26 protein-coding genes and 1 riboswitch are annotated in these 25,650 nt (G+C 37.6%); of the genes, 1 reads left to right on the top strand and 25 read right to left on the bottom strand.

Annotation, left to right across the window (positions count from 1 at the left end; genetic code table 11):
- Window positions 1–142: 142 nt before the first annotated feature.
- The 5 genes from acsA to MT489_RS16140 all read right to left on the bottom strand — a co-directional run bounded on the left by acsA (window position 143) and on the right by MT489_RS16140 (window position 5,905).
- Entirely contained in the window at window positions 143–1,855 is a 1,713-nt protein-coding gene (gene acsA / locus MT489_RS16160; protein WP_244682599.1) for an acetate--CoA ligase, read from the bottom strand.
- The gene (locus MT489_RS16155; RefSeq protein ID WP_244682598.1) at window positions 1,852–2,571 is read right to left on the bottom strand and encodes an ABC transporter ATP-binding protein; all 720 of its coding nucleotides are present in this window, start codon (window positions 2,569–2,571) and stop codon (window positions 1,852–1,854) included. The genes acsA and MT489_RS16155 overlap by 4 nt, the downstream gene beginning before the upstream one ends.
- A gap of 14 nt (window positions 2,572–2,585) precedes the next feature.
- Complete coding sequence (locus MT489_RS16150; protein ID WP_244682597.1) at window positions 2,586–3,428, bottom strand: ABC transporter permease; 843 nt, start codon at window positions 3,426–3,428, stop codon at window positions 2,586–2,588.
- 21 nt (window positions 3,429–3,449) lie between these two features.
- Entirely contained in the window at window positions 3,450–4,418 is a 969-nt protein-coding gene (locus tag MT489_RS16145; protein ID WP_244682596.1) for an aliphatic sulfonate ABC transporter substrate-binding protein, read from the bottom strand.
- Window positions 4,419–4,550: 132 nt separating this feature from the next.
- A riboswitch (SAM riboswitch) is annotated at window positions 4,551–4,661 on the bottom strand.
- Between the two features lie 98 nt (window positions 4,662–4,759).
- Window positions 4,760–5,905 carry a trans-sulfuration enzyme family protein gene (locus MT489_RS16140; RefSeq protein ID WP_244682595.1) on the bottom strand — a complete coding sequence of 382 codons (1,146 nt, stop codon included), beginning with the start codon at window positions 5,903–5,905 and terminating at the stop codon, window positions 4,760–4,762.
- A gap of 127 nt (window positions 5,906–6,032) precedes the next feature.
- Between MT489_RS16140 and MT489_RS16135 the strand changes: the two genes are divergently transcribed.
- Window positions 6,033–7,166: a zinc-dependent alcohol dehydrogenase gene (locus MT489_RS16135; RefSeq protein ID WP_244682594.1), complete on the top strand. Its 1,134-nt coding sequence runs from the start codon at window positions 6,033–6,035 to the stop codon at window positions 7,164–7,166.
- A 123-nt stretch (window positions 7,167–7,289) separates the two neighbouring features.
- Here MT489_RS16135 and hisIE read toward each other — a convergent pair whose 3' ends face one another.
- The 20 genes from hisIE to MT489_RS16035 form a co-directional block, all read right to left on the bottom strand.
- Window positions 7,290–7,955 carry a bifunctional phosphoribosyl-AMP cyclohydrolase/phosphoribosyl-ATP diphosphatase HisIE gene (gene hisIE / locus MT489_RS16130; protein WP_244682762.1) on the bottom strand — a complete coding sequence of 222 codons (666 nt, stop codon included), beginning with the start codon at window positions 7,953–7,955 and terminating at the stop codon, window positions 7,290–7,292.
- On the bottom strand, window positions 7,945–8,706 hold the full coding sequence (gene hisF / locus MT489_RS16125) for an imidazole glycerol phosphate synthase subunit HisF (RefSeq protein ID WP_244682593.1): 762 nt from the start codon (window positions 8,704–8,706) through the stop codon (window positions 7,945–7,947). Before hisF ends, hisIE begins: the two co-directional genes overlap by 11 nt.
- A gap of 207 nt (window positions 8,707–8,913) precedes the next feature.
- Entirely contained in the window at window positions 8,914–9,501 is a 588-nt protein-coding gene (gene hisB, locus MT489_RS16120; protein WP_244682592.1) for an imidazoleglycerol-phosphate dehydratase HisB, read from the bottom strand.
- Window positions 9,485–10,555, bottom strand: a complete 1,071-nt coding sequence (locus MT489_RS16115) for a pyridoxal phosphate-dependent aminotransferase (protein WP_244682591.1) — start codon at window positions 10,553–10,555, stop codon at window positions 9,485–9,487. The genes hisB and MT489_RS16115 overlap by 17 nt, the downstream gene beginning before the upstream one ends.
- On the bottom strand, window positions 10,552–11,835 hold the full coding sequence (gene hisD, locus MT489_RS16110; protein WP_244682590.1) for a histidinol dehydrogenase: 1,284 nt from the start codon (window positions 11,833–11,835) through the stop codon (window positions 10,552–10,554). The genes MT489_RS16115 and hisD overlap by 4 nt, the downstream gene beginning before the upstream one ends.
- Window positions 11,832–12,452, bottom strand: a complete 621-nt coding sequence (gene hisG, locus MT489_RS16105) for an ATP phosphoribosyltransferase (protein WP_244682589.1) — start codon at window positions 12,450–12,452, stop codon at window positions 11,832–11,834. Before hisG ends, hisD begins: the two co-directional genes overlap by 4 nt.
- Window positions 12,449–13,573 (bottom strand): ATP phosphoribosyltransferase regulatory subunit, encoded by a 1,125-nt coding sequence (locus tag MT489_RS16100; RefSeq protein ID WP_244682588.1) that lies wholly within the window; start codon window positions 13,571–13,573, stop codon window positions 12,449–12,451. The genes hisG and MT489_RS16100 overlap by 4 nt, the downstream gene beginning before the upstream one ends.
- 147 nt (window positions 13,574–13,720) lie before the next feature.
- Window positions 13,721–14,716, bottom strand: coding sequence for an ABC transporter ATP-binding protein (locus MT489_RS16095; RefSeq protein ID WP_244682587.1), 996 nt, complete (start codon window positions 14,714–14,716; stop codon window positions 13,721–13,723).
- Complete coding sequence (locus tag MT489_RS16090) at window positions 14,697–15,719, bottom strand: ABC transporter ATP-binding protein (protein WP_244682586.1); 1,023 nt, start codon at window positions 15,717–15,719, stop codon at window positions 14,697–14,699. The genes MT489_RS16095 and MT489_RS16090 overlap by 20 nt, the downstream gene beginning before the upstream one ends.
- 17 nt (window positions 15,720–15,736) lie before the next feature.
- Window positions 15,737–16,666, bottom strand: coding sequence for an ABC transporter permease (locus MT489_RS16085; protein ID WP_244682585.1), 930 nt, complete (start codon window positions 16,664–16,666; stop codon window positions 15,737–15,739).
- A complete protein-coding gene (locus MT489_RS16080) occupies window positions 16,666–17,595 on the bottom strand; it encodes an ABC transporter permease (protein ID WP_244682584.1) in 930 nt (309 codons plus the stop codon). The genes MT489_RS16085 and MT489_RS16080 overlap by 1 nt, the downstream gene beginning before the upstream one ends.
- 299 nt (window positions 17,596–17,894) lie before the next feature.
- Entirely contained in the window at window positions 17,895–19,592 is a 1,698-nt protein-coding gene (locus tag MT489_RS16075; RefSeq protein WP_244682583.1) for a peptide ABC transporter substrate-binding protein, read from the bottom strand.
- 386 nt (window positions 19,593–19,978) lie between these two features.
- A complete protein-coding gene (locus MT489_RS16070) occupies window positions 19,979–20,932 on the bottom strand; it encodes an ABC transporter permease (RefSeq protein ID WP_244682582.1) in 954 nt (317 codons plus the stop codon).
- Complete coding sequence (locus tag MT489_RS16065) at window positions 20,925–21,845, bottom strand: ABC transporter ATP-binding protein (RefSeq protein ID WP_244682581.1); 921 nt, start codon at window positions 21,843–21,845, stop codon at window positions 20,925–20,927. The genes MT489_RS16070 and MT489_RS16065 overlap by 8 nt, the downstream gene beginning before the upstream one ends.
- Before the next feature lie 5 nt (window positions 21,846–21,850).
- Window positions 21,851–22,555: an ABC transporter ATP-binding protein gene (locus tag MT489_RS16060; protein ID WP_244682580.1), complete on the bottom strand. Its 705-nt coding sequence runs from the start codon at window positions 22,553–22,555 to the stop codon at window positions 21,851–21,853.
- The gene (locus MT489_RS16055; protein WP_244682579.1) at window positions 22,539–22,925 is read right to left on the bottom strand and encodes a GntR family transcriptional regulator; all 387 of its coding nucleotides are present in this window, start codon (window positions 22,923–22,925) and stop codon (window positions 22,539–22,541) included. Before MT489_RS16055 ends, MT489_RS16060 begins: the two co-directional genes overlap by 17 nt.
- 5 nt (window positions 22,926–22,930) lie before the next feature.
- Window positions 22,931–23,716, bottom strand: a complete 786-nt coding sequence (locus MT489_RS16050; protein ID WP_244682578.1) for a hypothetical protein — start codon at window positions 23,714–23,716, stop codon at window positions 22,931–22,933.
- A gap of 277 nt (window positions 23,717–23,993) precedes the next feature.
- On the bottom strand, window positions 23,994–24,572 hold the full coding sequence (locus MT489_RS16045) for a DNA-3-methyladenine glycosylase (protein ID WP_244682577.1): 579 nt from the start codon (window positions 24,570–24,572) through the stop codon (window positions 23,994–23,996).
- A 22-nt stretch (window positions 24,573–24,594) separates the two neighbouring features.
- Window positions 24,595–24,915: an alpha/beta hydrolase gene (locus MT489_RS16040; protein ID WP_244682576.1), complete on the bottom strand. Its 321-nt coding sequence runs from the start codon at window positions 24,913–24,915 to the stop codon at window positions 24,595–24,597.
- A complete protein-coding gene (locus MT489_RS16035; RefSeq protein WP_244682575.1) occupies window positions 24,912–25,529 on the bottom strand; it encodes an alpha/beta hydrolase in 618 nt (205 codons plus the stop codon). Before MT489_RS16035 ends, MT489_RS16040 begins: the two co-directional genes overlap by 4 nt.
- Window positions 25,530–25,650 lie beyond the last annotated feature (121 nt).

Below are 25,650 nucleotides of genomic sequence, written 5' to 3'. Positions count from 1 at the left end.
TTTTAAACTACGTTCAGACGAGTTGCAAAAATTTGTCTTTCGAGGCGCGGCCACATTGGGCAAAGAGCACCGCTAGAAGACGAGCAACGAAGAAAGCAAGCGTTTGTCAACAGTCTGAAAAAGAACCCATTACGGGTTCTTTTTACACTTCTACTACTTTTAATTTATCAATTTCTCGAGCTTTCAATTCTCTTCGCAAAATTTTACCGCTAATTTTGGTCTTAGGTAATTCTTCAATTACTTCAATTTCTCGAGGGGCAACGTGTGCCGCTAAGCGGTTGCGGACAAAGAGGCGAATATTAGCTAATAATTCTGGGGAAGATGCATATCCTTTTTTCAATACGATGAATGCTTTTACAATTTCACCACGGACAAAATCTGGTTTTCCAATGACTCCTGCTTCAGCTACAGCCGGATGTTCAATCAACTTGCTCTCTACTTCAAACGGTCCAATTCTTTCTCCTGAAGAATTGATCATATCGTCACTTCTTCCTTGAAAAAATATATAGCCGTCCTCATCTTTTAATGCAAGATCACCGGACAAATACCAGCCTGTATCGAATGGAAAATAAGAGGCATATTTTTCTTTGTTCTTCCATACTTCCTTCATTATTGCTGGCCACGGTCCTTTTATTGCTAAATGACCGACTTCCCCTACTGGTAGATTATTTCCTTCATCGTCTAAAATAGCTGTTTCTATCGTTGGGAAAGGTTTCCCCATGGATCCCGGCTTAATTGGTTCAGTCGGCAAGTTCACAATTAACTGTGCTCCTGTTTCAGTCATCCACCACGTATCATGAATGCGCAGGGTTAAATGTTCTACACCCCAATAAATGACTTCTGGGTTTAGTGGTTCGCCTACACTTAAAATATGGCGGAGTGAACTGACGTCATATCTTTTTAATGTTTCAACCCCTTCAGCCATTAGCATCCTGAATGCTGTCGGAGCACTATACCAAACTGTGACTCCCGCTTTTTCTATTGTTTCATACCAGCTGTCCGCATTGAAACGACCACCATGCAACACAATGGTTGCCCGATTTAATAAAGGAGCAAATATACCATAAACACAACCAGTCACCCAGCCAGGATGGGCAGTGCACCAATAAACATCATCTTCTTTTAAATCAAGTACCCAGCGGCCTGTTATATATTGTTGAATCATCGCTCGATGTGCATGAATGATTCCTTTCGGTTTACCTGTTGATCCGCTCGTGTAGTGAATATTTAAACCATCCTCAAGATTCACCCATTCAATGATATTGTCCTCAACTACCGTATGAGCAAGCTCTTCTGGAATCGAAATAGCGTTAGCAGCCGTTATATGCTGATCCGTTAAAAATATCGTTTCCAAGCTTGGCAAATCACTTAAAGGGACTCGCTGTAAATATTCTTCATTTGTAATCAGAAATTTCCCTTCACAATCAGAGATTCGGTCACGGATTGCTTCTTCCATGAACGCCTCAAATAAAGGACCGACAATTGCCCCTAGTTTTATAGCGGCTAAAATCGCAATGTGGCATTCAGGATGCTTAGGTAAAAACACGAACAAGAAGTCACCCTTTTTTACTCCATTCTTTTTTAAAACTGTTGCCCATCGATCTGTCGCTTCTTTCAATTCTCGATACGTAATTGTCTGTTCGGAGTTCTCGTCAATGTAATAAAGAGCCGTTTTTTCACCGGAACCTTCCTCAACATGGCGGTCGATACATTCATAAGCCATGTTTACTTTTCCAGTTTGATGCCAACTAAAATTCTTCTCGATTTCATTCCAATTAAAACTCTTGTTTCCATCAAAATCATTTTGAACATTATAAGAACCTTTGTATGGAGGAATAATGGATTGTCTTGTCATTGGTATACCTCCTTCGTGTTACTATTCAAATCAAGCAGGTTTAAAATTTCTGCTTTTTTCTTCGCCAATGCTACGTCTCCTCTCGACCGTGGTTTTGCTTGTTGAACTTTTATCTCGGCATATAATTCGCCAGGCTGTCCGCGTAAAATAAATATTCGATCACACAAATACAGTGCTTCGTCTATGTCGTGGGTGACAAGTATCATTGTTGTCTTTCTTTTTTGCCAAATGGATAACAATAAGTCTTGAAGCTGCATTTTTGTAAAAGCATCTAGAGCACTGAATGGCTCATCTAATAGCAATAGGTTTGGTTCAGTAATTAAAGATCTGGCAATTGCCGTTCTTTGCGCCATTCCTCCGGATAAATCTTTAGGATAATGATCAGCAAATTCTTCTAGCCCGACCAATTCAAGAAGCTCCTTTGCCGATTCTTTTTTCTGCCCCTTTTGAACACCAAAATAAACATTTTCTTTTACTGTAAGCCAAGGCATTAAGCGCGGTTCTTGGAACATCATACCAACTGTTTGTTTGGAAAAGGAGAATCTCCCTTGATACTTCTCATCAAGTCCAGATAAGACACGCAAGAGTGTGCTTTTCCCACAACCACTTGTTCCCAAGATTCCAATAATTTCTCCTTCCTCAATGGAAAAGGTCACATTTCGAAAACCAGCTTTTCCTTCATTGAACGTTCTCGTAATATTTTGTACTGCCAGCATTTCGATGTCCTCCTTTAACGCTGATTAGAAAAGCTATCCTGCCAGCTAAGTGATTTTTTCTCGATATTTTTTAACAATGAATCTGTCAATTTCCCAATAACAGCAAATAATAAAATACTAGCAATTACTAGATGAGGGGAGTACGTATTTTGTCCGACGACCAATAAATAGCCTAATCCTTTACTTGCCCCCATGATTTCTGCAGCAACAACGAACATCCAGCCAAGGCCTAACCCACTTCGCAGTCCTACTAAAAAGGATGGCAATGAAGCAGGCAAAATGATTTTTCTTAATGTTTGAGTCGAGGAAAATCCGTATATTTTCCCAACTTCAATGAGTTTGCGATCGACACCTTGAATGCCTGAAACAATATTTAAATAGACTGGAAAAAATACACCAACAGCAATAAGTGTTACCTTTGACGGCTCTCCAATTCCCATCCAAAGAATAAATAACGGCACCCAAGCCAAAGAAGGAATCGATCTGAATGCTTGAATCAAAGGGTCCAGTAATTTTTCGATGACAGTAAAATATCCGACTGTTGAACCTAATATAAGTGCCGCAATAGTTCCAAGTAAAAAGCCGGATGCTACACGAAATAACGTTGTCCCAACATGTCCCCAAAGGGTACCTGCTGCTCCCATTTCAATTATTTCATCTAAGATCTTAGTGGGGGCTGGAAGGAGATGTGCTTCAATGAACCCCAATCTCCCAGCTACTTCCCAAGAAACTAATAGAATAATAGGAATGATTCCTCCGATTATCCAATTCAAATTCCATTTGTTTGCTCGCTTTTGAATATCTTTTGTTTTTGACTTTTTTACAGCAACTTCAATCGTTCCACTTCTTCCACTCATAAAAAGCACCGCCTTTATTTCTTATTTAAAATATCCCGGATTAATCAACTCTTTAACAATTTTTTCGATATCTGCATCTCCTTCGACTAATCCTTCATTTTTTAATACATCCCCTGCAGCCGTAATAGCCGAAATTTGCTCATCTCCAGGTTTAGATACTGAAAAATCATTGCGTCCAATTTGAATTTTGGCAACTTCTAGATCAATTTGTGCCTCTTTTGCTAAGATGTTAGCTGTTTCATCTGGATGATCATTGGCCCACTGACGTGCTTTTTCATATGCTTCAATGACCTTTGTCACGTATTCTGGGTATTTTTCAGCAAATTCGGTACGAACATTTAGTGTTCCATACGTATTAAAATCTGGATTGCGGAAAAATAAATTTGCTCCCACTTCCTTTTCCACTCTAGCCATATGTGGATCAAGTCCTGCCCATGCATCTACTTCTCCTGAAAGAAGTGCTGCTGCACCATCCGCATGCTGGAGGTTGATTATTTCAACATCTTTTGCAGATAATCCCTTATCCTCTAACGCACGCAGCAGAAAAATGTAAGGATCTGTACCAAGAGTCGCCGCTACCTTTTTCCCTTTCAAATCTTCAACACTATTAATTGATGAATCTTTCGAAACAAGTGCCGTCCATTCCGGCTTTGAAAAAATATAAACTGTTTGTATTGGCGAACCTTTGGCCTTAGCAAGAAGCGCTGCTGCCCCAGCAGATGAACCGAAGTCAACGCTTTTTGAATTTAAAAACTCCAACGCCTTGTTGCTACCTTGGCTAAGAACAAACTCTACTTCTATTCCTTCTTTTTTAAATAATTCCTCGGCAAATCCTTTTTCTTTTAATACAAGACTCGTTGGCGAATAATATGCGTAATCCAAAATGATTTTTTTCGGTTTTCCATTTGCTCCACTCGCATGACTTGAGCATCCTGTTATCGTAAATAATGCCAAAAGTAATAATAAAAATTTTGTAATAGATGATTTCATACTTCTTCCTCCAGTGATAATTAATTTGATAGATTTACTTGGTTTAATAAAAATAAGTTACTCAATTTTTTTATATATTTTTGACATCAAAAAGCCCCCTTCCTAAGAAGAGGGCGAAAAATCCTAGTCCTCCTCTTATCTTTCAGATCCATGATCTGTAGGATTTAGCACCTTTGCCAAACGTAAAGTTTGCAGGTTGCCGGGCTTCATCGGGCCTATTCCCTCCGCCACTCTCGATAAGAGATCGTTATTTAATTGTTTAAAGCATTAATACATTTAAGTTGTAAAGTGAGTATAAAACACTTTATATAGTGTGTCAAACTATTTTTTGAAAAATTTACCTAGTTTAAAGATGTTTCAATTGCTGTTATAAGCTGATTTAAAATTTCTTTCGGGTTTTCTATTCCAATGGAAATACGAATGACTCGAGCATTTATTCCTAGTTTTTCCTGTGCTTCTGGAGGTAAAGTGCGATGTGAAGTTCCCAAAGGATAAGAAACCGATGTCTCAACTCCACCTAAAGACGGGACAATTTTTATCCAGCCAAGCGATGCAAAAAAAGTATGAACATCACATTGTGAAGAAAGTTCGATTGTTACGATTGCCCCATTACCTTCTTTAGAAACTTTTTCAGGAAAGTACACTTTTTGAACATAGGCGTTTTGCTTAAGCTCATCTGCAATAAACTGCGCATTCTTGTTTTGTTTTTCCATTCGTAAAGCAAGTGTTTTTATTCCCCTACATGTAAGCCACGCTTCAAAAGGACTTAAATTGGCTCCGAGGCTAATAATTTTTTGACAGACCGATTGCATCAAATCTTCACTGCCAACAATGACGCCTGCAGAAACATCACTATGACCACCTAGATATTTTGTTGCGCTGTGAACGACAAGGTCCACTCCATCCTTATATGGCTGCAAAACATATGGAGTCGCAAAAGTATTATCGACCATCGTAGCGATATTAAATTCTTTAGCCAAATTAACAAGCATCTGTATATTTTCCGCTCGTAAAAACGGATTTGTAATAGATTCTGTATATAGTAGTTTTGTATGATCGCAAATCGCATCTCTAATCTCTTGTTCATTAGCAAAAGAAACGAATGTGACATTAATTCCAAAGTTTTTTAATTCAGCATCTAAGAGATGATATGTACCGCCATATAAATCATCGCATGCAACAATATGATCCCCGTTTTTAGCAACAGCAAGGATTCCTGCCAAAATAGCAGACATCCCAGATGAAGCGGCAGCTCCTGCATCTGCACCTTCCAAAGCTGCCACAGCCGCTCCTAGCTCATCTGTATTCGGGTTGCCATAACGTGTATACAAATATGGCGTTTCGCCTTCAAAATAACTTTCTAACTCATACAAATTTTTAAAAGAAAATGAGGACGTTTGGTAAATCGGAGTAGCTTTACTCGTAAAATGGTTCTTATTTTTTATTGATTGGTGAACAGCCAAAGTATCAAAAGAAACGTCCCTCATATGTGATTCACTCCTAAGTTGATTAATAATTGAGATTATACGTTTAATTCTTTACAGTGTCAAAGGGTGAAAAATCAACATATGGGCATTATAAAAGATAACCGTTTTACATGGGAAGGTGATGTTAATGAAGGCAGTAACTTATCAAGGAGCAAAGAAAATTGAAGTAAAGAATGTCCCAGAACCGAAGCTTGAAAAGAAGGATGATATTATCGTCCGTATTACATCCACTGCTATATGTGGGTCTGATCTTCATCTATATCTTGGAAATATGAAAATGCGTGATGATTACATTATTGGACACGAACCAATGGGAATCGTAGAAGAAGTCGGTCCAGACGTTACGAAGGTAAAAAAAGGAGATCGTGTTGTTATTCCGTTTACAGTTGCTTGCGGAAAATGCTTTTATTGTGAAAATCATATGGAAAGCCAATGTGATAATGCTAATCCACATCTAGATACAGGAGGATATTTTGGGTATACGGAAATGTTTGGGGACCATCCTGGCGGACAAGCTGAATTTTTAAAGGTTCCCTTCGGAAATTTTCTTCCGTTCGTCATTCCAGAATCTACTGAACTTGAGGACGAATCACTTCTATTTCTTTCAGATGTTCTTCCTACCGCTTATTGGAGTGTAGAAAATGCAGGAGTCAAAGAAGGAGATACTGTCATAGTCCTTGGATCTGGTCCGGTGGGACTGATGACACAAAAATTCGCATGGATGAAAGGAGCAAAGCGAGTCATTGCAGTTGACCATGTCGAATATCGTTTGGGGCACGCGAAAAAAATCAATAATGTAGAGATTTATGATTTTACAAAACATGATGACGCGGGGTTATATTTGAGGGAAATTACGAATGGTGGCGCAGATATAGTAATAGATTGTGTTGGAATGGATGGCAAAAAAACACCTTTCGAAACAGTTGGGCAGAAATTAAAACTACAGGGTGGAACACTTAGTGCGATTGAAATAGCCATGAAAGCAGTTAGAAAATATGGAACAATCCAATTGACTGGTGTGTATGGATCCAATTATAATTTATTCCCTTTAGGTGAATTCTTTTCACGAAACATTACTCTCAAAATGGGACAAGCTCCCGTTGTTCACTATATGCCGGAGCTCTTTAAAAAAATCGTTAATAAAGAATTCAATCCAACAGAAATTATTACTCATAAAATACCATTGGATCAAGCTGCTCATGCATATCAAATCTTCAACGATCATGAAGATGATTGTATAAAGGTCGTTTTAAAACCTTAATTGAAGCTAATTGCAACGAGTACATCATTGAATACCTCGCCATTATGATGGATTAACCTCTTTTGGAAGCTACTGAACATGAAAAAGGGGCGAATTGACCCTAAGGTCAAAACGCCCTATGTTTTACCATTTCTGAATATCTGGTCGTTCTTTTTTGGCATTTCCTTTTTTGGATGATCTCTTGCGAAGCTCGGCTTCCACATCCTCTAAAGCTACACCTTGTTCAGCTAGTAGAACGAGGCAATGATATAGTAAGTCACTAGTTTCGTTTACTAGCTCTTCTTTATCATTATTTTTTGCAGCTATAATAACTTCTCCCGCCTCTTCAATAAGCTTTTTGGCGATTTTATCTATTCCTTTTGTAAACAAATAATTTGTATATGATCCTTCAATAGGTGTGGATTTCCTATCTTGGATTTCTTCCATTAAATCAGAATAAATTGTTTGATTTTCACCAGGTGCTTCGCTTTCTTCTCCACCTTCAAGCTCAACGGATTGGAAAAAGCATGTTCTCTCTCCAGTATGACACGCTGGTCCTAACGGAGCCACTTTTATAAGAAGTGTATCACCGTCACAATCATACTTGATGGATTTTACGATTTGCTTGTTTCCTGATGTAGCTCCCTTGTTCCAGTATTCGTTTCTGGAACGTGAATAAAACCATGTTTCTTTTGTTTCTACAGTTTTATTAAAAGCAGTCTCGTCCATATAAGCAAGCATAAGGACCTCTTGAGACTGATTATCTACAATAATCGCAGGAAGCAATCCTTTCGAAAAATCAAGCTTCACTAACGTCAACTCCCCGCTCCTTACAAAGTGCTTTTACCTCACCCACAGTTACAGTTCCTTCGTGAAAAATGGAAGCGGCTAAAGCAGCATCTACGTTTGTTTTTTCAAATACTTCCACAATATGCTCAGCATTTCCACAACCACCAGACGCAATAACTGGAACTCCAACCGCATCAACGATTGCTTTTGTAAGTTCTAAATCATAGCCATCCTTTACACCATCACGGTCAACACTTGTTGGTAAAATGGAGCCTGCTCCTAATTCCTCAAGCTTTTTGCTCCATTCAATAGCGTCAATCCCTGTGTCCTTTAATCCCCCGTGAGTCATAACATGCCATGTTCCATCAGGGAAAAGCTTTGCATCCACTGCTGCTACTATGCGCTCAGCACCAAATTTCTCAGATGCTTCAGAAATAAGTTCAGGTCTCGTAACTGCTGCAGTATTAATTCCTACTTTGTCAGCACCAGCATTTAAAATTCTTTCGATATCATCCAATGTACGAATTCCGCCTCCGACAGTAAATGGAACTGTCACTTTCTCAGCAACACGTTGCACAACATCTACCATTGTATCGCGGTCTTCTGTTGTAGCGGATATATCTAAAAATACCAATTCATCTGCACCGTTTTCGCAATAGGATTGGGCCATCTCAACAGGGTCTCCCATTTCGCGCATACCTTCAAAGTTGATTCCTTTTACCACTTTTCCGTCTTTTACATCTAAACATGGAATAATTTTCTTCGTTGTCATAAAGCGCCACCCCTTAATTTAATTGTACCTTTATACATCGCTTTTCCCACAATTGATTCATTGATACCAATTGCTGCTATAGCATTTTAATCTTCCTGATTTCTAATTCCACCCGAGGCAATAATTTCACAATTTACAGCATCATTGATTTTCTTTAATAGATGTAGCTCTTTCCTAGCAATCCATAAAGTATTAATACAGACTGCACTACTCAATTAAACCTTTTGTTGAATTAACCCCTTTGATATTAGGATCGATTCGAATTGCTTCTGCCAATGCACGGCCAACTGCTTTAAAAATTGCTTCAATTTTATGGTGAGTATTTTCCCCGTATAACACACGAACATGTAGTGTGATACCGGCATTGAATGCAAATGCTCTGAAGAATTCTTTCACTAATTCCGTGTCAAAATTTCCGAGCGATTGTGTTTGGAATTCGCCTTCAAAATGGAGAAACGGCCGGCCGCTAATGTCAATAGCAGCAAATCCAAGAGTTTCGTCCATTGGAACATAAGAAGAACCATAACGGACTATTCCTTTTTTATCACCTAGAGCCTCGCGAAGTGCTTTTCCTAGTACAATTCCTGCATCCTCTACTGTATGGTGGCTGTCAATATGTAAATCGCCATCAACTTTTAATGTCAAACCAATTCGACCGTGCCTTGCAAATGCCTCCATCATATGGTCAAAAAATCCTACACCTGTTTGAATTTCAACAACTGATGGGTCATCCAATCGACATTCAAGGTCTATTTTTGTTTCAAATGTTTCTCTTTTATTAGATGCGCTTCGCATACATCTCACTCCATTCGTTTAACGCAGTACGGAGCTTCGCATGTTCTTCTTCCGTTCCAGCTGAAATCCTAACTGCTTTCAATACATCATCATTAAAAAAGCGGATCTTAATTTTTCTTTCATAAAGAAAATCAGCTAATGCCTTAGCATCATTCATTTTTATTAGAAAGAAATTAGTATGACTTGGAAATAATTTAGCACCTACAATTTTACGAACAAATTCATTTAATATTTCTTCAAGCTCAGCAACTTGCTTAAGTTGCACTAATAAAAATTGATCCAATACATTCGGATTTTCTAGTAATTGCGTACCAATTTGTGCTGACACTGTATTAACGTTGTATGGAGGCTTAATGCAACTAATTCCTTCAATAATTTGGTCATTGGCAATCAAAAATCCTAGCCTTAATGCAGCCATCCCCATTGCTTTTGAAGCAGTCCTTAATAAAATCAGATTTTCATGCTGAAATACTTTTTTAGCAAAAGGAGACTCTCCTGCAAAATCGATGTACGCTTCATCAAGTATAAGGACGCCATCTACTTGACGAAGAGCTGATATCAACTCTTCAATTTCAGCTTCTGGATAAAATTGACCAGTAGGATTATTTGGATTCGACAGGAACAGAAGCTTCGGTTTTTTCGTTTCAATTTCCGCCAATAACTTCTCAAGTGGCAATGAAAAATCATCATTTAAAGAAATTCGGTTTACTTCTGCTCCCATGACAACGGCGTTTTTCTCATACATTGAAAAATCCGGTTCCAAAACGAATACTACATCTCCTGGGTCAAGAAAATATTGGGCAATAATCGTAATTAATTCGTCAGATCCATTCCCAGCGATAATATTGTCAACGGGAAAACCGCTGAATCTCCCATAAGCATTGACAAGAGCCTCAGAACTTTCAGCAGGATAACGATGAATAAGTGTTTCCTGTAAATTTCCAAGATCTACAGATGATAACAAACTCATAAATGCTTCATTATTATCTAGTCTGATCATATCAGACTCTGGTTTTACTTTATAAGGCACTAAGCCTTGAAGTGCTTTTCTCATTGTTCTAGCCTCACTTTCACCGCACGAGCATGCCCATCCAATTGTTCTTCTGTGGCTATTTTTTCAATATAAGGTGCTGCATTGCGAAGAGCCTCTTCTGAATAATAAACAAATGTCGTTTTTTTCACGAAATCATCTACCGAAAGACCTGAGGAGAATCTCGCAGTTCCTGAGGTTGGTAAAATATGATTTGGGCCAGCAAAATAATCGCCAACTGGCTCTGGTGTAAAGCTTCCGATAAATACAGAACCGGCATTTTTCACCTTACTTAAATATTGAAGTGCATTTTCAACTTGAATTTCCAAATGCTCTGGTGCAAGTTCATTAACCAATCGAAATGCTTCATCAATAGAGTTAACAACAACTGCTGCTCCCTCGTTCATAAGAGAAACTTCAGCGATTTCTCTTCTTGGCAACTCAGCACATTGCCTTTTTACTTCAACCAATGTTTCTTCCACTAATCGCTCTGATGTTGAAAAAATAAAGGCACGTGCTTTTTCATCATGTTCAGCTTGTGCGATAAGATCTGCTGCAACAAATTTTGGATTCGCTGTTTCATCCGCAATGATGGCAACTTCCGATGGTCCAGCAATCATTTCAATACCAACATCACCAAAAACAAGCGACTTAGCAGCTGCCACATAAGCATTTCCTGGACCGACAATTTTATCCACGGGCTCAATTTCTTCCGTTCCATAAGCTAACGCTGCAATGGCCTGACTACCGCCTATTTTATAAATCTTATGGACTCCAGCTATATCAGCAGCAACCGATAATATCGGTGTGATTGATTCTCCTCCACGTGCGGGAGTTGCCATCACAATTTCACGAACTCCAGCTAATACGGCCGGAATTGCATTCATCAAAACTGACGAAGGATAGACCGCTGTTCCACCTGGGACATACACACCAACACGGTCAATTGGACGAAAAAGCTGTCCAGAAATAATATCATCAGTCATCTCCATCATTCGAGATTGCTGCAATTGTTTCGAATGAAACTTTCGAATATTATCTGCTGCTTTTTTCAGAGCTTCGATCAATTCATCTGGAACTTGTTCCCATGCTTTCTTTCTTTCCTCTTCCGAAACTTCCCAGTTTTCAGGAATACCACCATCAAATTTTAAAGTGTATTCCTTTAAAGCTTTCTCACCATTATTCCTGATATTCTCAAGCACTTCTTTGACAGTCGACATAACTCCATCTTCAAAAGCTTGCTTTTTTGTTTTCCTTGAAATAAAAGCTTCAACAAATTGTTCAGGTGTATAAACAGGAATCATATAATGGCCTCCCCTGCTCGGAACGAATCGATTAATGGTGTTAAAATGTCTCTTTTTAGTTTCAATGAGTTTCGATTAGCGATTAATCGAGCTGAAATAGTCAACATTTCTTCCTTTACTACAAGCCCATTTTCTTTCAACGTGTTACCTGTCTCTACGATATCGACAATATCATCTGCAAGTCCTAAAAGAGGCGCCAATTCAACAGAACCTTCAAGTTTTACGATATCAATTGATTTACCTTGATCACGGAAATACTTCGTTGTGATATTGGGATATTTCGTTGCGATCCGCTGCTTTCTAAGAGGCGTTAAATTCGATGGAACACCAGCAATCGCAAATCTACATTTACCAAATGGAAACGGCAATAAATCGAAAACATCTGGTTGGATTTCTAATAAAATATCTTCACCTACAACCCCGAGATCGGCTATCCCGTACTCAACATAAGTCGCTACATCATTTCCTTTTGCAAAGATAGCAAAAAAGTCTTCTGTTTCAACCTGCAGCTTTCTCCCTTTATCCAGTAAAGGATTCACATCATAATTACGCTCTTCTAGAAATTGGATAAATTGTTTTTCCAATCTTCCCTTTGTTAGCGCGATAACGGGTTTCATCGTTCAATCACCTCAAACTTTCCATTCAATTTCTTTATTTCGTACACTCGATTATAACCCTTAACATTTACTGATTCTGATTGTACATCTACTATACAATTCTGAAAGGAGTGTCTCACATTTTCGGCATATGCGAGTGATTCTTCATTTGCAATGATACAGATTCTTTCAAATAAATCTGTTTCTATTACTTGTGCTGCCAACACTTCTACGTCTAGGGCAACACCTACCGCTGAAATACTTTCACCGAATTGTTCGTACAAACGATCGTAACGGCCCCCTGAAAAACATACAGCTCCAGAACTTTGTAAAAATCCTCGGAACATGAGACCTGAATAATAAGGAAGGTTTTTTACTCTACCTAGGTCGACAAGAATTTCTCCGCTACCTGATTCCATTAAGATTTTGGCTAGCTTCTTTATGTGTTGTAAAGTACCAAGTACATTCTCTCGGCCTTTCCATTTTTCTTCATATTCGTCTATGATTTCAATTGGACCAAATGCATCAACAAGTGATGCAAGTTCGTATGCTTTTTCTTTATTGCTATGAGAAAGTGCAATTTGATACACTTCGTCTTTTTTCTTATCATGCATTGCTTGTCTTAATCGCTCAGCTTCAAATTTAGACAATTGCAGCTCTTCAACGAGACTTTCATAAATTTCAGTATGGCCCAGCTCTATTACGCAAGCGCCAACTCCTATTTCCTTTAAGAAAGCCTGAGCCATCAGTAAACATTCACTTTCACCCATCAACTCTGGGTAATGGATAATTTCTACACCAATTTGATGGTACTCAACTCCCGGCATATTCCGCTTAAAAACTGAACCTTGATACGTCCACTTTTGAGGCTTTTTTTCTTGAGAAGATAATGCACGGGCAATGGCTGTCGTCCAATCAGGGCGTAGTACTTCAATTTCCCCCTCACCATTAAACCACTTCATCATATCTTGCAATTTCATATCAATAAATTCATTTGTAAAAGTCGATGCATATTCAATGACAGGCGTTGAAATTGGCTTATATCCTCTAAGTGTCGTCACATTTCTAAACTTCTCCATTACAGAAAAGCGATTATTAAGAGAACTTCCCATTTCATCCTTACTTCCGGCCGGTAAAAACAATCTCGATCACTTCCCGATTCTTTAGTTCGTTATCACTCTACCAAACTAAAGGATTTTTAATTTTCTACAACTATATCATAAATCAAAAATAAGCACAAGCATAATTTTATCGATGAAAAAAAGGAGCCTGATTAGCTCCTTTTAATATCATACTTCATACAAATGACACGCAGTAAAATGACCCGGTTTTACTTCTTGCCACTTAGGTTCTACTTTTGAACAAATTTCCATCGCAGCAGGGCAGCGGGTGCGGAATACACATCCACTTGGAGGTGAAATGGGACTCGGAACATCCCCCTTTAAGACGATGCGCTCTCGTTTCACATCGGGATCAGGAATTGGAACTGCTGATAGTAATGCTTGTGTGTATGGATGTAAAGGTACATTATATAAGCTCTCACTATCTGTCAGCTCGACCATTTTTCCAAGATACATGACAAGAATTCGATCTGATATATATTTTACCATCGATAAATCATGGGCAATAAATAGATAGGTCAGCCCCATCTTCTTTTGCAGTTCTTTTAATAAATTGACGACTTGCGCCTGAATAGAAACATCAAGAGCAGAAATCGGCTCATCGCAAACAATGAATTTTGGCTCTAACGCAAGAGCACGGGCAATTCCTATCCTTTGGCGTTGACCACCACTAAATTCGTGAGGGAATCGGCTCATGTGGTCTGGATTTAATCCCACTAACTTCAATAACTCTTTGATGCGTTCTTTTCTCTTTTTCCCACTTAAAGTCCGATGGATGGCAAAAGGTTCCCCAATGATTTCTTCAACCGTCATTCTTGGGTTTAATGAGGCATATGGATCTTGGAAAATCATTTGAATTTCACGGCGAATTTTGACCATTTCCCTATGTTTGTAGGTGTAAATATTTTTCCCATTATACAAAACTTCACCTTCAGTAGGTTCGTACAGACGAATGATTGTTCTACCTGCTGTTGACTTTCCACAACCGCTTTCACCAACAAGTCCTACAGTTTCCCCAGGAAATATATCTAATGTTAATCCGTCAACCGCCTTTAAATAATGACGATCGATTGAAAAGTATTTCTTTAAATCTTTTACTTGTACTAGAGGAGTCTTTGACTCATTACCCTTAGTATGATGATTCTCAGTTAATTGTGTTGACATTTGCCTCCCCCTTTCCAGCCACTTTCTTAGCCATTGGATGATGGAGCCAGCATGCTGCAAAATGGCCAGGATTTACCTCTTCAAGCCCCGGGTTATTATTTTTACAAATGCCCATCGCATATTCACACCTTGCAAAAAATGGGCATCCTTTAGGAGGGTCTATTAAATCGGGAGGAGTTCCAATGATCGGGGCTAACGGTTGTTTCCTATCCATATTGAGCTTAGGAACAGACTTTAGCAATCCCTCTGTATACGGATGCTGCGGCTTTTTATAAAGATCCCGTACCATTGCCGTTTCCACCACTTGTCCCGCATACATAACGACTACCCTTTCACAAATTTCAGCTACTACCCCGAGGTCATGTGTAATCAATATAATTGATGTTCCGGTTTTTCCCTGTATATCTTTCATGAGTTCCAAGATTTGTGCCTGAATCGTAACGTCGAGAGCTGTTGTAGGTTCATCTGCAATTAATAATCGCGGATTACATGCCAAAGCCATCGCTATCATCGCTCTCTGTCTCATCCCTCCTGAATATTCATGTGGATATTGATGAATCCTTTTTGATGGTTGAGGGATTCCAACAAGTTCTAACATATTTAGAGCTTTATCAAAAGCTTCTTTTCTATTAATCTTATTATGTTTTAAAATAGCTTCAATAATTTGGTTTCCGACCTTACTCGTTGGATTGAGAGAAGTCATCGGATCCTGAAATATCATACTAATTTGCTTTCCACGGATTCTTTGCATATCTTTTTCCGAGTTAGCCAACAAATTTTTACCATTAAATTCAATTGACCCTTGTTTATATTTAACAGAATTATTAGGTAAAAGCTTCATAATTGATTTAGCAGTCACACTTTTTCCGCAGCCAGATTCGCCTACGATCCCAATGGTTTCTCCTTCTTTTATGTCGAAGTTCACTCCACGGACTGCCTTTACTTCACCTGCATATGTTTGAAATGATACATGAAGATCTTTTACTTCTAGTATTTTTTCCATATCCACTTAACCCCTCTCTAATTCCGTAATCTCGGATCGAGGGCATCACGTAATCCGTCGCCGAACACATTAAATGCCAACATCGTGAGTGAGATTAAAATTGCCGGAATATAAAGTTGATACAAATTTCCGATATGAATGCTTCCGAGAGCATCATTAACAAGGGTTCCCCAGCTTGCTTGAGGAGGCTGTACACCTAACCCAAGATAGCTCAACGTAGCTTCGGCAAAAATAGCTGTCGGGACAGTAAGAGTAAGGTTTACAAGAATTGGACCAAGTGTGTTTGGAATCATATGTTTACGTAAAATCCAGCCCATATTCGCCCCCATTGCATTAGCTGCATGGACAAACTCCAATTCTTTTAGTTGTAATACTTGTCCACGAACGAGCCGAGCCATTGGGATCCATCCTGTAATCGTCATCGCAATGATGATTGGCCAAATCCCTCTTTTCATTGCAATCATGACTAGAATAACCATTAATAAATATGGAATCGCATATAATACTTCAGCAATCCTCATCATGATGTTATCTGTGCGCCCACCTCTTACAGCAGAAATTCCTCCATACACAACTCCGACGACAAAATCGATTAATGCAGCCATAAATCCTATAAATAATGAAATTCGTGCTCCATACCATGCACGAGTAAATAAATCTCGTCCAGATGTATCAGTACCAAACCAATGCTCAGCATTCGGTTTGAGATTTTTTTTCGTAAAATCTTGTTCATAATAGGAATATCCATTTAAATGGGGACCAATTATTGCCATAATAAGTAATAAAATAATAATTACAAGGCCAAACATAGCAAGTTTATTTGTTTTTAACCTGCGCCAAACATCTGCCCAATATGATATAGATGGACGGGATATTTTTTCGGCTTCTTTAAAATTATCAGTGACAGGTTGAAACATATCTTCTGTTAACTTCATTTGTTTTTCCATCAGATGTTCTCCTTTGCGACCTTAATTCTAGGATCAATCCACGTATAAGCTACATCAACAACAAAGATTAAAAATATTAAAATAGCACTATAGAAAACGGTTGACCCTAAAATGACAGAATAGTCACGGTTGAAGATACTTTTTACAAACATTTCTCCCATTCCGGGAATTCCAAAAATATGCTCAATAATGAAGCTTCCTGTAACGAGATTCGCAGTCGTAATCCCTAGTACTGTTACAACTGGAAGAATAGCATTCCTAATTGCATGTTTAATAATAATCATGCTTCTTCCAAGACCTTTCGCCTTAGCTGTCAACATATAATCTTGATTCATGACCTCAAGCATACTCGACCTCATAAGTCTTGCAAGAAAAGCAGTAGGCATCATCGCCAAAGAAATGGACGGTAATACGGTATGTGCCCATGATTTCCATGTTGCTACTGGCAGTACCTTTAAATAAACAGCAAAATATTGAATAAGGAAAGTGGCAAGAATAAAACTAGGGACAGATATTCCGAGAATTGCAATGATCATTGAAAGATAATCTGGCCATCGATTGTGATGTAAAGCGGCAATTACACCTAGTATTAGACCCAATGTAATAGCAATTATAAGTGCCTGTAGCCCAAGATGAAGAGATACCGGAAAACCTTTCTTAATATAATCATTGACTGTTAGAGTCTTGGATTTCATGGAAGGACCGAAGTCTAATTGAAGCAATGACTTTAAATATAATCCATATTGGACAATTTCAGGTTTGTCCAAATTATAATGCTTCTGCAAATTATTAAAAATAGCAGGAGGCATCGGACCCTCTTTAGCAAAAGGGTTTCCAGGAATAATTTTCATAATGATAAAAGTAATCGTAATAATGACCCATAATGTTATCATCGCCCATATTAAGCGCTTCAACGTGTATTTCAGCATAGTAACACCTCTTTCCTCGAAGTCCGTATACATGTAAGGTATATAAGACTTATGCCTTAATTTTTTTGATTTGAACAAAAAACTACGATTAGTAGAATATGGATCGTTTAAAAGAAGGGTTTGTTTTATAAAAATACCAATCCCTTATCAATCTATTTATTACCACCAATGGCAAATAAATGAGCAGCATTCTGCACATATTTTTCCGAGTTTTGGATTTTATTCATCATAGGAAAAATTGGGGTATGCCACATGGACATACCCTAGATTTCCCCTAATTTCCCACGAAAGTTCAGCTTTTATTTTACAATATCAGCATAAATGAACTGTGGGTAACGGTTAATTGGTGTAAAGATTCCTTTAACATGCGGCTTAACCATAAATGGTTTTGTATAGAAATAAATTGGAACGATTGGCATTCCGTCCATTAGAATTTCTTCTGCTTTATGCATTGCTTCCATGCGTTCTTTTTGATCTGTGGAAGTTTTAGCAATATTGATTTGCTTATCATATTCAGGATTACCCCAGTTCGCATCATTGAATGGACCATCTGATACCCAAAGATCGACAAACGTCATTGGATCTACATAGTCTCCTGACCAACCAGCACGAGAAATTTCATAGTCTCCAGCTTTTTCACGGTCAAGTTTAACTTGGAATTCTACGTTTTCTAGCTCTACAGTAAAGTCAAGGTTTTTACGCCACATTTCTTGAACGGCTTCAGCAATTTTCTTATGACCTTCAGATGTGTTGTAAAGAATTGTGAATTTTGGCATTTCCTTCATGCCTTCTTCAGCAAGTCCTTCTGCTAATAATTTCTTTGCTTCTTCCACATCTTCTTTAAAAAGATCTCCTGAATTTTCTTGAAAGTCACCGCTTACGTCATTGATTCCCGGTGGAATGATTCCGAATGCCGGCTTTTGACCACCTTGTGCTACGTGCTCAGTAATTGTATTTCGCTCAATCGCCATAGAAAGAGCTTTCCTTACTTTAACGTTATTAAACGGTTTCACCTTATTATTTAAGTTATAGTAATAGACTGAGAAGTCAGGGCCATTATTGAATTCAGGATTGCCGGAATCTACAAGCTGACCTTGGACATCTTGTGGAAGTGGATACGCAAGATCCAACTCGTCCGCTTGATACATTTGCCATGCAGTGTCTTCGTTATCAATAATGACGAACTGTACTTCGTCTAGCTTAATTTTATCTTTATCATAATAATTTTCGTTTTTCTCTAATTTCAAGCTTTCTTTATGGTTCCATTCAGTCAGCTTAAACGCTCCGTTGGAAACGTAGCTTGATGCTTCATGTGACCAATCTGGATTTGCTTCCTGCACTTTTTTATTTACAGGATAGTAAGTGTAGAAAGAAGTCAAATCAAGGAAATAAGGTGTTGGTTGTGCTAGTTTTACTTCTAGGGTTTTTTCGTCTAAAGCTTTAACGCCAACCTTTGCTTCTAACTCCTCAAATTTTGACTCATCTTCAGAGCTGTTGTATTCCTCTGCTCCTACGAGATAATAAAGCTGATAAGCATAGTCGGAAGCGCTTTCAGGATTTAGAGCATATTTCCAGGCATATTCAAAATCTTCAGCTGTTACTGGATCTCCATTGGACCATAGTATGCCGTCCTTTAAATGGAAAGTCCAAGTAAGATTGTCATCACTGACATCCCATTTTTCAGCCATACCATCTACAATTTCCCCTTCAGGAGTTTTCTTTGTTAATCCCTCAAATGCATGCTCTAATATCCATGAGTCATGTGTACCTTGTGCGATTCCTGGATGTAAAGCACCAGGTTCTTCATTATTATTAAGATACAAAATTTTTCTTTCAGCTGGAGCCTGTTCAGGTTCCTTTCCGTTTTCTGATGTCTTCTCACCCTCATCTTTTGGAGGAGAGGATGTTGGTTCATCTGTTTGCCCACTGAAACAACCGCTAAGAACTAACATAAATACCAAAATCAGTGAAAATAAAGAAATTCTTGACGCTTTCAAATGTAATCCCCCTTCATTTGTTTTTGCGAAAATATAAATCTTTAGTGCCTTGGCAGTAATACTTGGAACCCTCTCTTCTAAAATCGTTATGAGAATCCAAGAGCTCCGCCTAGACTTTAACTTAACTTCGTAATCTCTCCTAGTTAAGTGTTAAAAATTTTTACTAATTCACACTTAGCATAGAAGGAAAACGCTTACGAAATTAGGCTAACCGTTCACTGCAATTATATGATGCAATTGAACAATTAATTTATAATCTTCGCATGTATCAAATATATCAAAATATTTAGTAGAAATACAAATTATATTTTTACATACTTACTTCTATTCACACTAAAATAAACCAACCCTTATAATCAGGATTGGCTTAAAAAATAATACTATATTTACGTTGCAATATCTCTTTTTGTAAAGAACACAAATGCCATAGCATGAAATATAATGAAATAAATAATTATCATTATGATTGAAAACGAAAGCGTCATTCCTTCTACTAGAGGCATTCCATCTACATACTGCATTAAGTTTGTATTAGCGAATAAACTATATTTAGCCCAATCAAACTTGGCAGCAAGTAAGTTTGTAATCGTTCCCCCCATTAACAGTAAGAAGATTGAAATTCCGATCGCCAATCCACTATTTCTAAAAACGGCAGAGATCATAAATGCCATTGTTGTAAGCAGAAAAACACTTAATGAGTTTAAAATATATGTTTTGATCAAATAGAGTAAAAGATTTTGTTCTACTACTGCCCCATTAACATAGGCAAGATGAACATTGTCTCCGGTTCCTTTTCCAAACAGAATTAATCCTAAAATCGAGACAATTGTAAATAAGATAGCAAGCATAGTTAGCAAGTATAAGATAGTAGTAATATATTTTGCCATTAATATTTTCCAACGACTATACGGCTTGATTAATAAGATTTTAATCGTGCCCCATGAAAATTCATGAGCGACAATTCCCGATGCAATAATAATCACAAGTAATCCTACAAAGCTAGTCAAATCAGATGAATCTTTAATAAAACTCCATACGGAATATGAATTTTCAGGGGGCATATTATGTTCGATTCGATATTCATTAATGGCCGTTTCCTTCGTTAAATATTCCTTCAATGAAGGAGCAGCAAATTCTATATCTGCTAATTGTTGCTTATTTTGCTCGTTCTGAGCGGTGAGCTCCTGTTTCCAATTATCATTCGCTGGCTTCTCTTTAGATTCTACATATTTTGTAATTCCACCAACACCTATGATCACTAGCAGAAGAAAACCAATCATAATATACGTACTAACTTGCTTGAAAATTTTTATCCATTCATTCTTTATGAGATTAAGCATTGACCGCTACCTCCCCGCCATTTGTAATTTCTAAGAATCTATCTTCAAGCGTTCTCGTTTGACCTTTCACTTCATAAATAAGGAAATCGTTATGAACAAGAAGATTAATCACATTTGGCACTTGTTCCTTATTTAGAACTAAACCGAAACCTTCTCCATTCACTTTTGGCGAGTAGCCTTGTTTATCCAAAAGACTTAGAGCTTTTTTACGGTTGTTAACGATAAAAACATATTCTCTTTCGTTCGAGTTTTTATCCTCATGAACATGTTGAACATTGATCAGTTTTCCTTTTTGTATAATGGCGATTCGATCACACATCATTTCCATCTCAGAAAGCAAGTGACTTGAGACGATGACAGCCATTCCTTTATTTCTTGCAAGACTGCGTAAATAATCACGAACTTCCCTTATTCCTGCAGGATCGAGTCCATTTGTCGGTTCGTCCAGGATTAAAATTTTTGGATCATGTAAAAGACTTTGTGCAATTCCTAAACGTTGTCGCATACCTAGTGAATATGTTTTTACCTTGTCATGGATTCGTTCTTTTAACCCAACTAATTCAATAACTTCCTCTATCTTTTCTTTCGTAACTCCTTTTGTTAAGCGAGCGACTTGTTCTAAGTTTTGATATCCAGTTAGAAACTTATAAAGCTCAGGATTTTCAACAATTGCTCCGACATTCCTTATGGCATCTTCAAAATCTTTTGTAACATTTTTTCCACAGATAGCAATCTCACCCGATGTAATACCAATAAGTCCAACCATCATTCGAATAGTCGTTGTTTTCCCAGCACCATTCGGACCAAGAAACCCGAACACTTCGCCTTCCATTACTTCAAAGCTTAAATCATCTATGATTTTTTTCTTGCGAATTGTTTTCGTTACATTTTTTAGTTCTACAACTGTTTTCAATTTACTCACACTCCTCGTTCTTCCATTATCGTTTTAAACCATTCAAGAACAGAGTAGCCTTGTTCTTCCCGTAATCTTTCAACATTTTCATGTCCAATAATATGACCGTTATAAATCGCGATTACTTCATCCATAATAGGTTCAATTTCGTCAATTTCATGTGTTGCGATAATGACCGTTTGCTCTTCAAAGTCAATGTAAGTCAACAAACTTTTAATAATTGAATCCCGTACCATTGCATCTAAACCTGAAAATGGTTCATCGAGTAAAACGACCGGTGCTTCACGAGCCAGTGTTAAAACGAGCTTTAGCCTACCTCGATTTCCCTTTGATAACTGTTTAATTTTCTTCTTTCCATCAAGTTTCATATCTTCTAAAAGCTTCGATGCCCTATCCATATTGAAATCTGGAAATTGAGTTTTATAAAAGCTCACCATCTTATCAACCGTAAAGGAATCATAAAACATGTCGAGTTCAGTTAAATAAGCTACCTTCCTGCTTATTCTTCTTGTCACTTCTTCATCGAGAACATTAACGACCCCACTACTAGGATAAACAAGGCCAGCAACTAGCTTTAAAGTAGTCGATTTTCCACTCCCGTTCGGTCCTAACAATCCGTAAATTTTACCAGTTTCAAACTGAAGGGATACATTATCCAAAGCCTTTTCCGAACCATACTTTTTAGTTACTTGATTAAATTGGATCGCCATTCTGATCCCCCTCGCTTAAATAAGCTTCTAATCCATTTATCATGTCTTCTTTTGAAAAACCAAGTTCCTCCATATTCTTTACAAACTGGGTGATGATTTCCTTTTGCATCGTTTGTTGTAATTCCACAACTATACTCTCTCTTTCAATAACAAAAGTTCCCTGCCCTCGTTTCGTTTCCACTACCCCCATCCTCTCCATTTCTGTATAAGATCGTTGAATGGTATTTGGGTTTACACCTAATTGAATTGCCATTTCGCGCACAGATGGCAATTTATCCCCAGGTTTTATTTCTTTCCTGACAATCCTTTGAAAAATATGATCCGCTATTTGCAAATAAATAGGTTTCGATGCTTCAAAATCTGCTGTCATCCACATTACACCTCCACTTTTTTATCGAGGAGTCTACTAGCAATGAGGAAAAGTACAATTCCGAAAATGATGTACATTATTATGGGAACGATAGGAACAGGTATATCTGTATAAGCGATCGTCCATCCATTCCCCTTCGCATATTCCATTGAAGGGGCAACATTTATATTAGCTGAAAAGGAGAATAAATTATTTTGAAGCAAATTGAGTTTTACTAATTGTGCTTCAATAAAACCAAAAGCTAACCAAATTAAAAATACTACAAGCCATCGGAAATTTTTTAAAGCCGGGATTTTTCCAAGAGAATGATAAATCGTCCAAAGGAAAATAATCCAGATTGTCATATACAAGGATGTAGTGAAAAGAGCGATATGGAAAAAAGCTCCCTGTCCAAAAGGCAGAAAATCGCTAAACACTGTGATCAATCCTTTTTTAAGAAGAAATTGCATAAGAATCAATCCATATACGACTATCAATAACTGCGACATAGATTGTAATAAAGCGGCCGAACATAATTTTGCAAGCAATAATTTTTTACTGCTTTGTGGATTGTATAACCATATTTGTGTTTTTCCTTCGACGCTTAATACATGCAAAATCATGATTGGCATTAAAAACAAATGCATGCTCATCAAACCAATATAAATTGGAACGACAATGCTCGGTTCATTCCAGTAATCTTGCATAATATATCCACCCACAATGCATATGAGTGAGAAAACAAGCCAAGTAATATACCAAAATCTCATTAAGAGCATATCTTTTTTCATTAGTCCCCAAAAAGCCGTCATCATGCGCACCTCCAAAAGTTATGTATTAGTGTATTAATCAAATAGTACACTAATACATAATGACACGTCAAGGGGGTTTTTACATAAATGTAAATAATCTCCTTTCTTAAAGTGGAAAATTTATTACGAAATCGGAAAGGTTATTATGGACGATCCTTTAGCTTCCCAATATGTATTGGACAAAACTTTAGCTCTCACGAATGATCTGTCTACCAATAATGCTTACAAGGGACAAAACGATTTTTTCCAAAATAAAAAAAACGCGTCGCTGCGTTTTTCATCTTGATACGAATAGATTGTCTTTAATCCAGAAGCGCCACGGATAATCGCGTGCCTCTCCTGTATTATCTATGCCTATTCGTTTACCTTCCATAATTTCTTCAGGTATAATTCCTGGCGTAATATAAAGCGGGGGTTCAAATAAAGGACGACCATAATCCTCCATCGTTATTCCCATTGCTTTCGTAAGTTTCCCTGGCCCATTCGTAAGATTTTTAATCTTATCAACTGGTCTGCGTTTGGTCATTAAGTCAACTCCAGTATAGGGTTCCAGTGCTCGAATTAAAACGGCATGTGGTTCGTCGATGCCAGCACTTACTACATTAATAAGACAATGGGTATGCATCGTATATGTATAAGCAAGCCCTGCTTTTCCAAACATGATCTCAGTTCGTTTTGTCCTTCTATTATTATAACTATGAGCTGCTCGATCATAAGGTCCCATATAGCTTTCAGTTTCGACAATGTAGCCTGATGTAATGCCTTCATTTGTTTCATTCACAAGTATACATCCAAGAAGAGCTTTTGCTAGATCGATTGTTGATTGATGAAAAAATTCCTCACTTACAGGATTCATGAGCATTCCCCCCTTTTTATTTCTATTTAAGTGCAGTTCCAAAGAATTCATCAACTCTTTTTACATATTCCTCTGAATTTTGTTTATAAGATTCTACATGCCCTTCCCCATCAGTTATCCAAATCGAAAATGACTCTGGATATTTCTGTACCATCTTTTCACTTTCTGAATAAGGAATCAAATCATCCCCCTTATTATGAATAAAAAGCACAGGTCGATTCTTTAATTTATTCAACACACTGACGGGGCTGGCATCCTGTAAATCTAAATTTGTCATGAGCGGAATCATTGTTAATATTAATGGAGTAAACGGAAAATTAGGAAGATCTGACCATTTCGTCATATTTCCCTTAGATAATCATGTAAATCACTGAACGGACTGTCTGCCACTACTGCGATTACATCCTTTGATTCTGCCGCGGCCAAAAGAGAAGTTGCTGCCCCCATGGATGCCCCAAGCAGTCCGATTGGTTCTTCATATTGTTTTGTAGTCCAATTTATAACTCCAAGCAAATCCATTTTTTCCTTTACTCCCAATGAAGTCATATCCCCCTCAGAATTTCCAGAATGGCGAAAATCAAATGCGATGACTCTATATCCTTTTTCAAGGAGCTCATTAGCAAGTGATAAAAAAGGCATTCCTTCTTCTAATCTATTTTCTCCATATCCATGCGAAAAAATAATATTCATCTTAGGACGCTCTATCGGTTCTAGAACCCAACCCGAAAGTGTTGTCTTTCCATCTTCACTTAATATTTCAATATCTTGATAGTTAAGACCATATTCGCTTGGAGAGTTATTAATCGATTTTTTCTCAGGTTTTAATAAGTATAAACCTTTATAAGCCGAGATGATGATACACATTATCGATGTGATTACAAACATAATACTAACAATGAAAATAGCTAGTTTCATTAAGCTCATTTTTCTTGTATGTTTTACTTCTGTGATACCCATCTTTTGACCTCATTTCATTTCATCTAATAATTATGAAAAATGAATCTAATTAAATAGTATTCCCATACATTTTCACGTACAATTAACAGTAAAAATATCTTGACACATGACTATAAAATGT

It is taken from the genome of Lederbergia wuyishanensis (assembly GCF_022900255.1).
Classification (GTDB): domain Bacteria; phylum Bacillota; class Bacilli; order Bacillales; family Bacillaceae_C; genus Lederbergia; species Lederbergia wuyishanensis.
This window is presented reverse-complemented; position numbering and strand designations above follow the sequence as displayed.

Excerpts from the sequence above, each read along its gene's own strand:
- acsA (WP_244682599.1), bottom strand. The coding sequence starts at position 1,855 with ATGACAAGACAATCCATTATTCCTCCATACAAAGGTTCTTATAATGTT.
- MT489_RS16155 (WP_244682598.1), bottom strand. The coding sequence starts at position 2,571 with ATGCTGGCAGTACAAAATATTACGAGAACGTTCAATGAAGGAAAAGCT.
- MT489_RS16150 (WP_244682597.1), bottom strand. The coding sequence starts at position 3,428 with ATGAGTGGAAGAAGTGGAACGATTGAAGTTGCTGTAAAAAAGTCAAAA.
- MT489_RS16145 (WP_244682596.1), bottom strand. The coding sequence starts at position 4,418 with ATGAAATCATCTATTACAAAATTTTTATTATTACTTTTGGCATTATTT.
- MT489_RS16140 (WP_244682595.1), bottom strand. The coding sequence starts at position 5,905 with ATGAGGGACGTTTCTTTTGATACTTTGGCTGTTCACCAATCAATAAAA.
- MT489_RS16135 (WP_244682594.1), top strand. The coding sequence starts at position 6,033 with ATGAAGGCAGTAACTTATCAAGGAGCAAAGAAAATTGAAGTAAAGAAT.
- hisF (WP_244682593.1), bottom strand. The coding sequence starts at position 8,706 with ATGACAACGAAGAAAATTATTCCATGTTTAGATGTAAAAGACGGAAAA.
- hisB (WP_244682592.1), bottom strand. The coding sequence starts at position 9,501 with ATGCGAAGCGCATCTAATAAAAGAGAAACATTTGAAACAAAAATAGAC.
- MT489_RS16115 (WP_244682591.1), bottom strand. The coding sequence starts at position 10,555 with ATGAGAAAAGCACTTCAAGGCTTAGTGCCTTATAAAGTAAAACCAGAG.
- hisD (WP_244682590.1), bottom strand. The coding sequence starts at position 11,835 with ATGATTCCTGTTTATACACCTGAACAATTTGTTGAAGCTTTTATTTCA.
- hisG (WP_244682589.1), bottom strand. The coding sequence starts at position 12,452 with ATGAAACCCGTTATCGCGCTAACAAAGGGAAGATTGGAAAAACAATTT.
- MT489_RS16095 (WP_244682587.1), bottom strand. The coding sequence starts at position 14,716 with ATGTCAACACAATTAACTGAGAATCATCATACTAAGGGTAATGAGTCA.
- MT489_RS16090 (WP_244682586.1), bottom strand. The coding sequence starts at position 15,719 with ATGGAAAAAATACTAGAAGTAAAAGATCTTCATGTATCATTTCAAACA.
- MT489_RS16085 (WP_244682585.1), bottom strand. The coding sequence starts at position 16,666 with ATGGAAAAACAAATGAAGTTAACAGAAGATATGTTTCAACCTGTCACT.
- MT489_RS16080 (WP_244682584.1), bottom strand. The coding sequence starts at position 17,595 with ATGCTGAAATACACGTTGAAGCGCTTAATATGGGCGATGATAACATTA.
- MT489_RS16070 (WP_244682582.1), bottom strand. The coding sequence starts at position 20,932 with ATGCTTAATCTCATAAAGAATGAATGGATAAAAATTTTCAAGCAAGTT.
- MT489_RS16060 (WP_244682580.1), bottom strand. The coding sequence starts at position 22,555 with ATGGCGATCCAATTTAATCAAGTAACTAAAAAGTATGGTTCGGAAAAG.
- MT489_RS16055 (WP_244682579.1), bottom strand. The coding sequence starts at position 22,925 with ATGACAGCAGATTTTGAAGCATCGAAACCTATTTATTTGCAAATAGCG.
- MT489_RS16050 (WP_244682578.1), bottom strand. The coding sequence starts at position 23,716 with ATGACGGCTTTTTGGGGACTAATGAAAAAAGATATGCTCTTAATGAGA.
- MT489_RS16045 (WP_244682577.1), bottom strand. The coding sequence starts at position 24,572 with ATGAATCCTGTAAGTGAGGAATTTTTTCATCAATCAACAATCGATCTA.
- MT489_RS16040 (WP_244682576.1), bottom strand. The coding sequence starts at position 24,915 with ATGACGAAATGGTCAGATCTTCCTAATTTTCCGTTTACTCCATTAATA.
- MT489_RS16035 (WP_244682575.1), bottom strand. The coding sequence starts at position 25,529 with ATGGGTATCACAGAAGTAAAACATACAAGAAAAATGAGCTTAATGAAA.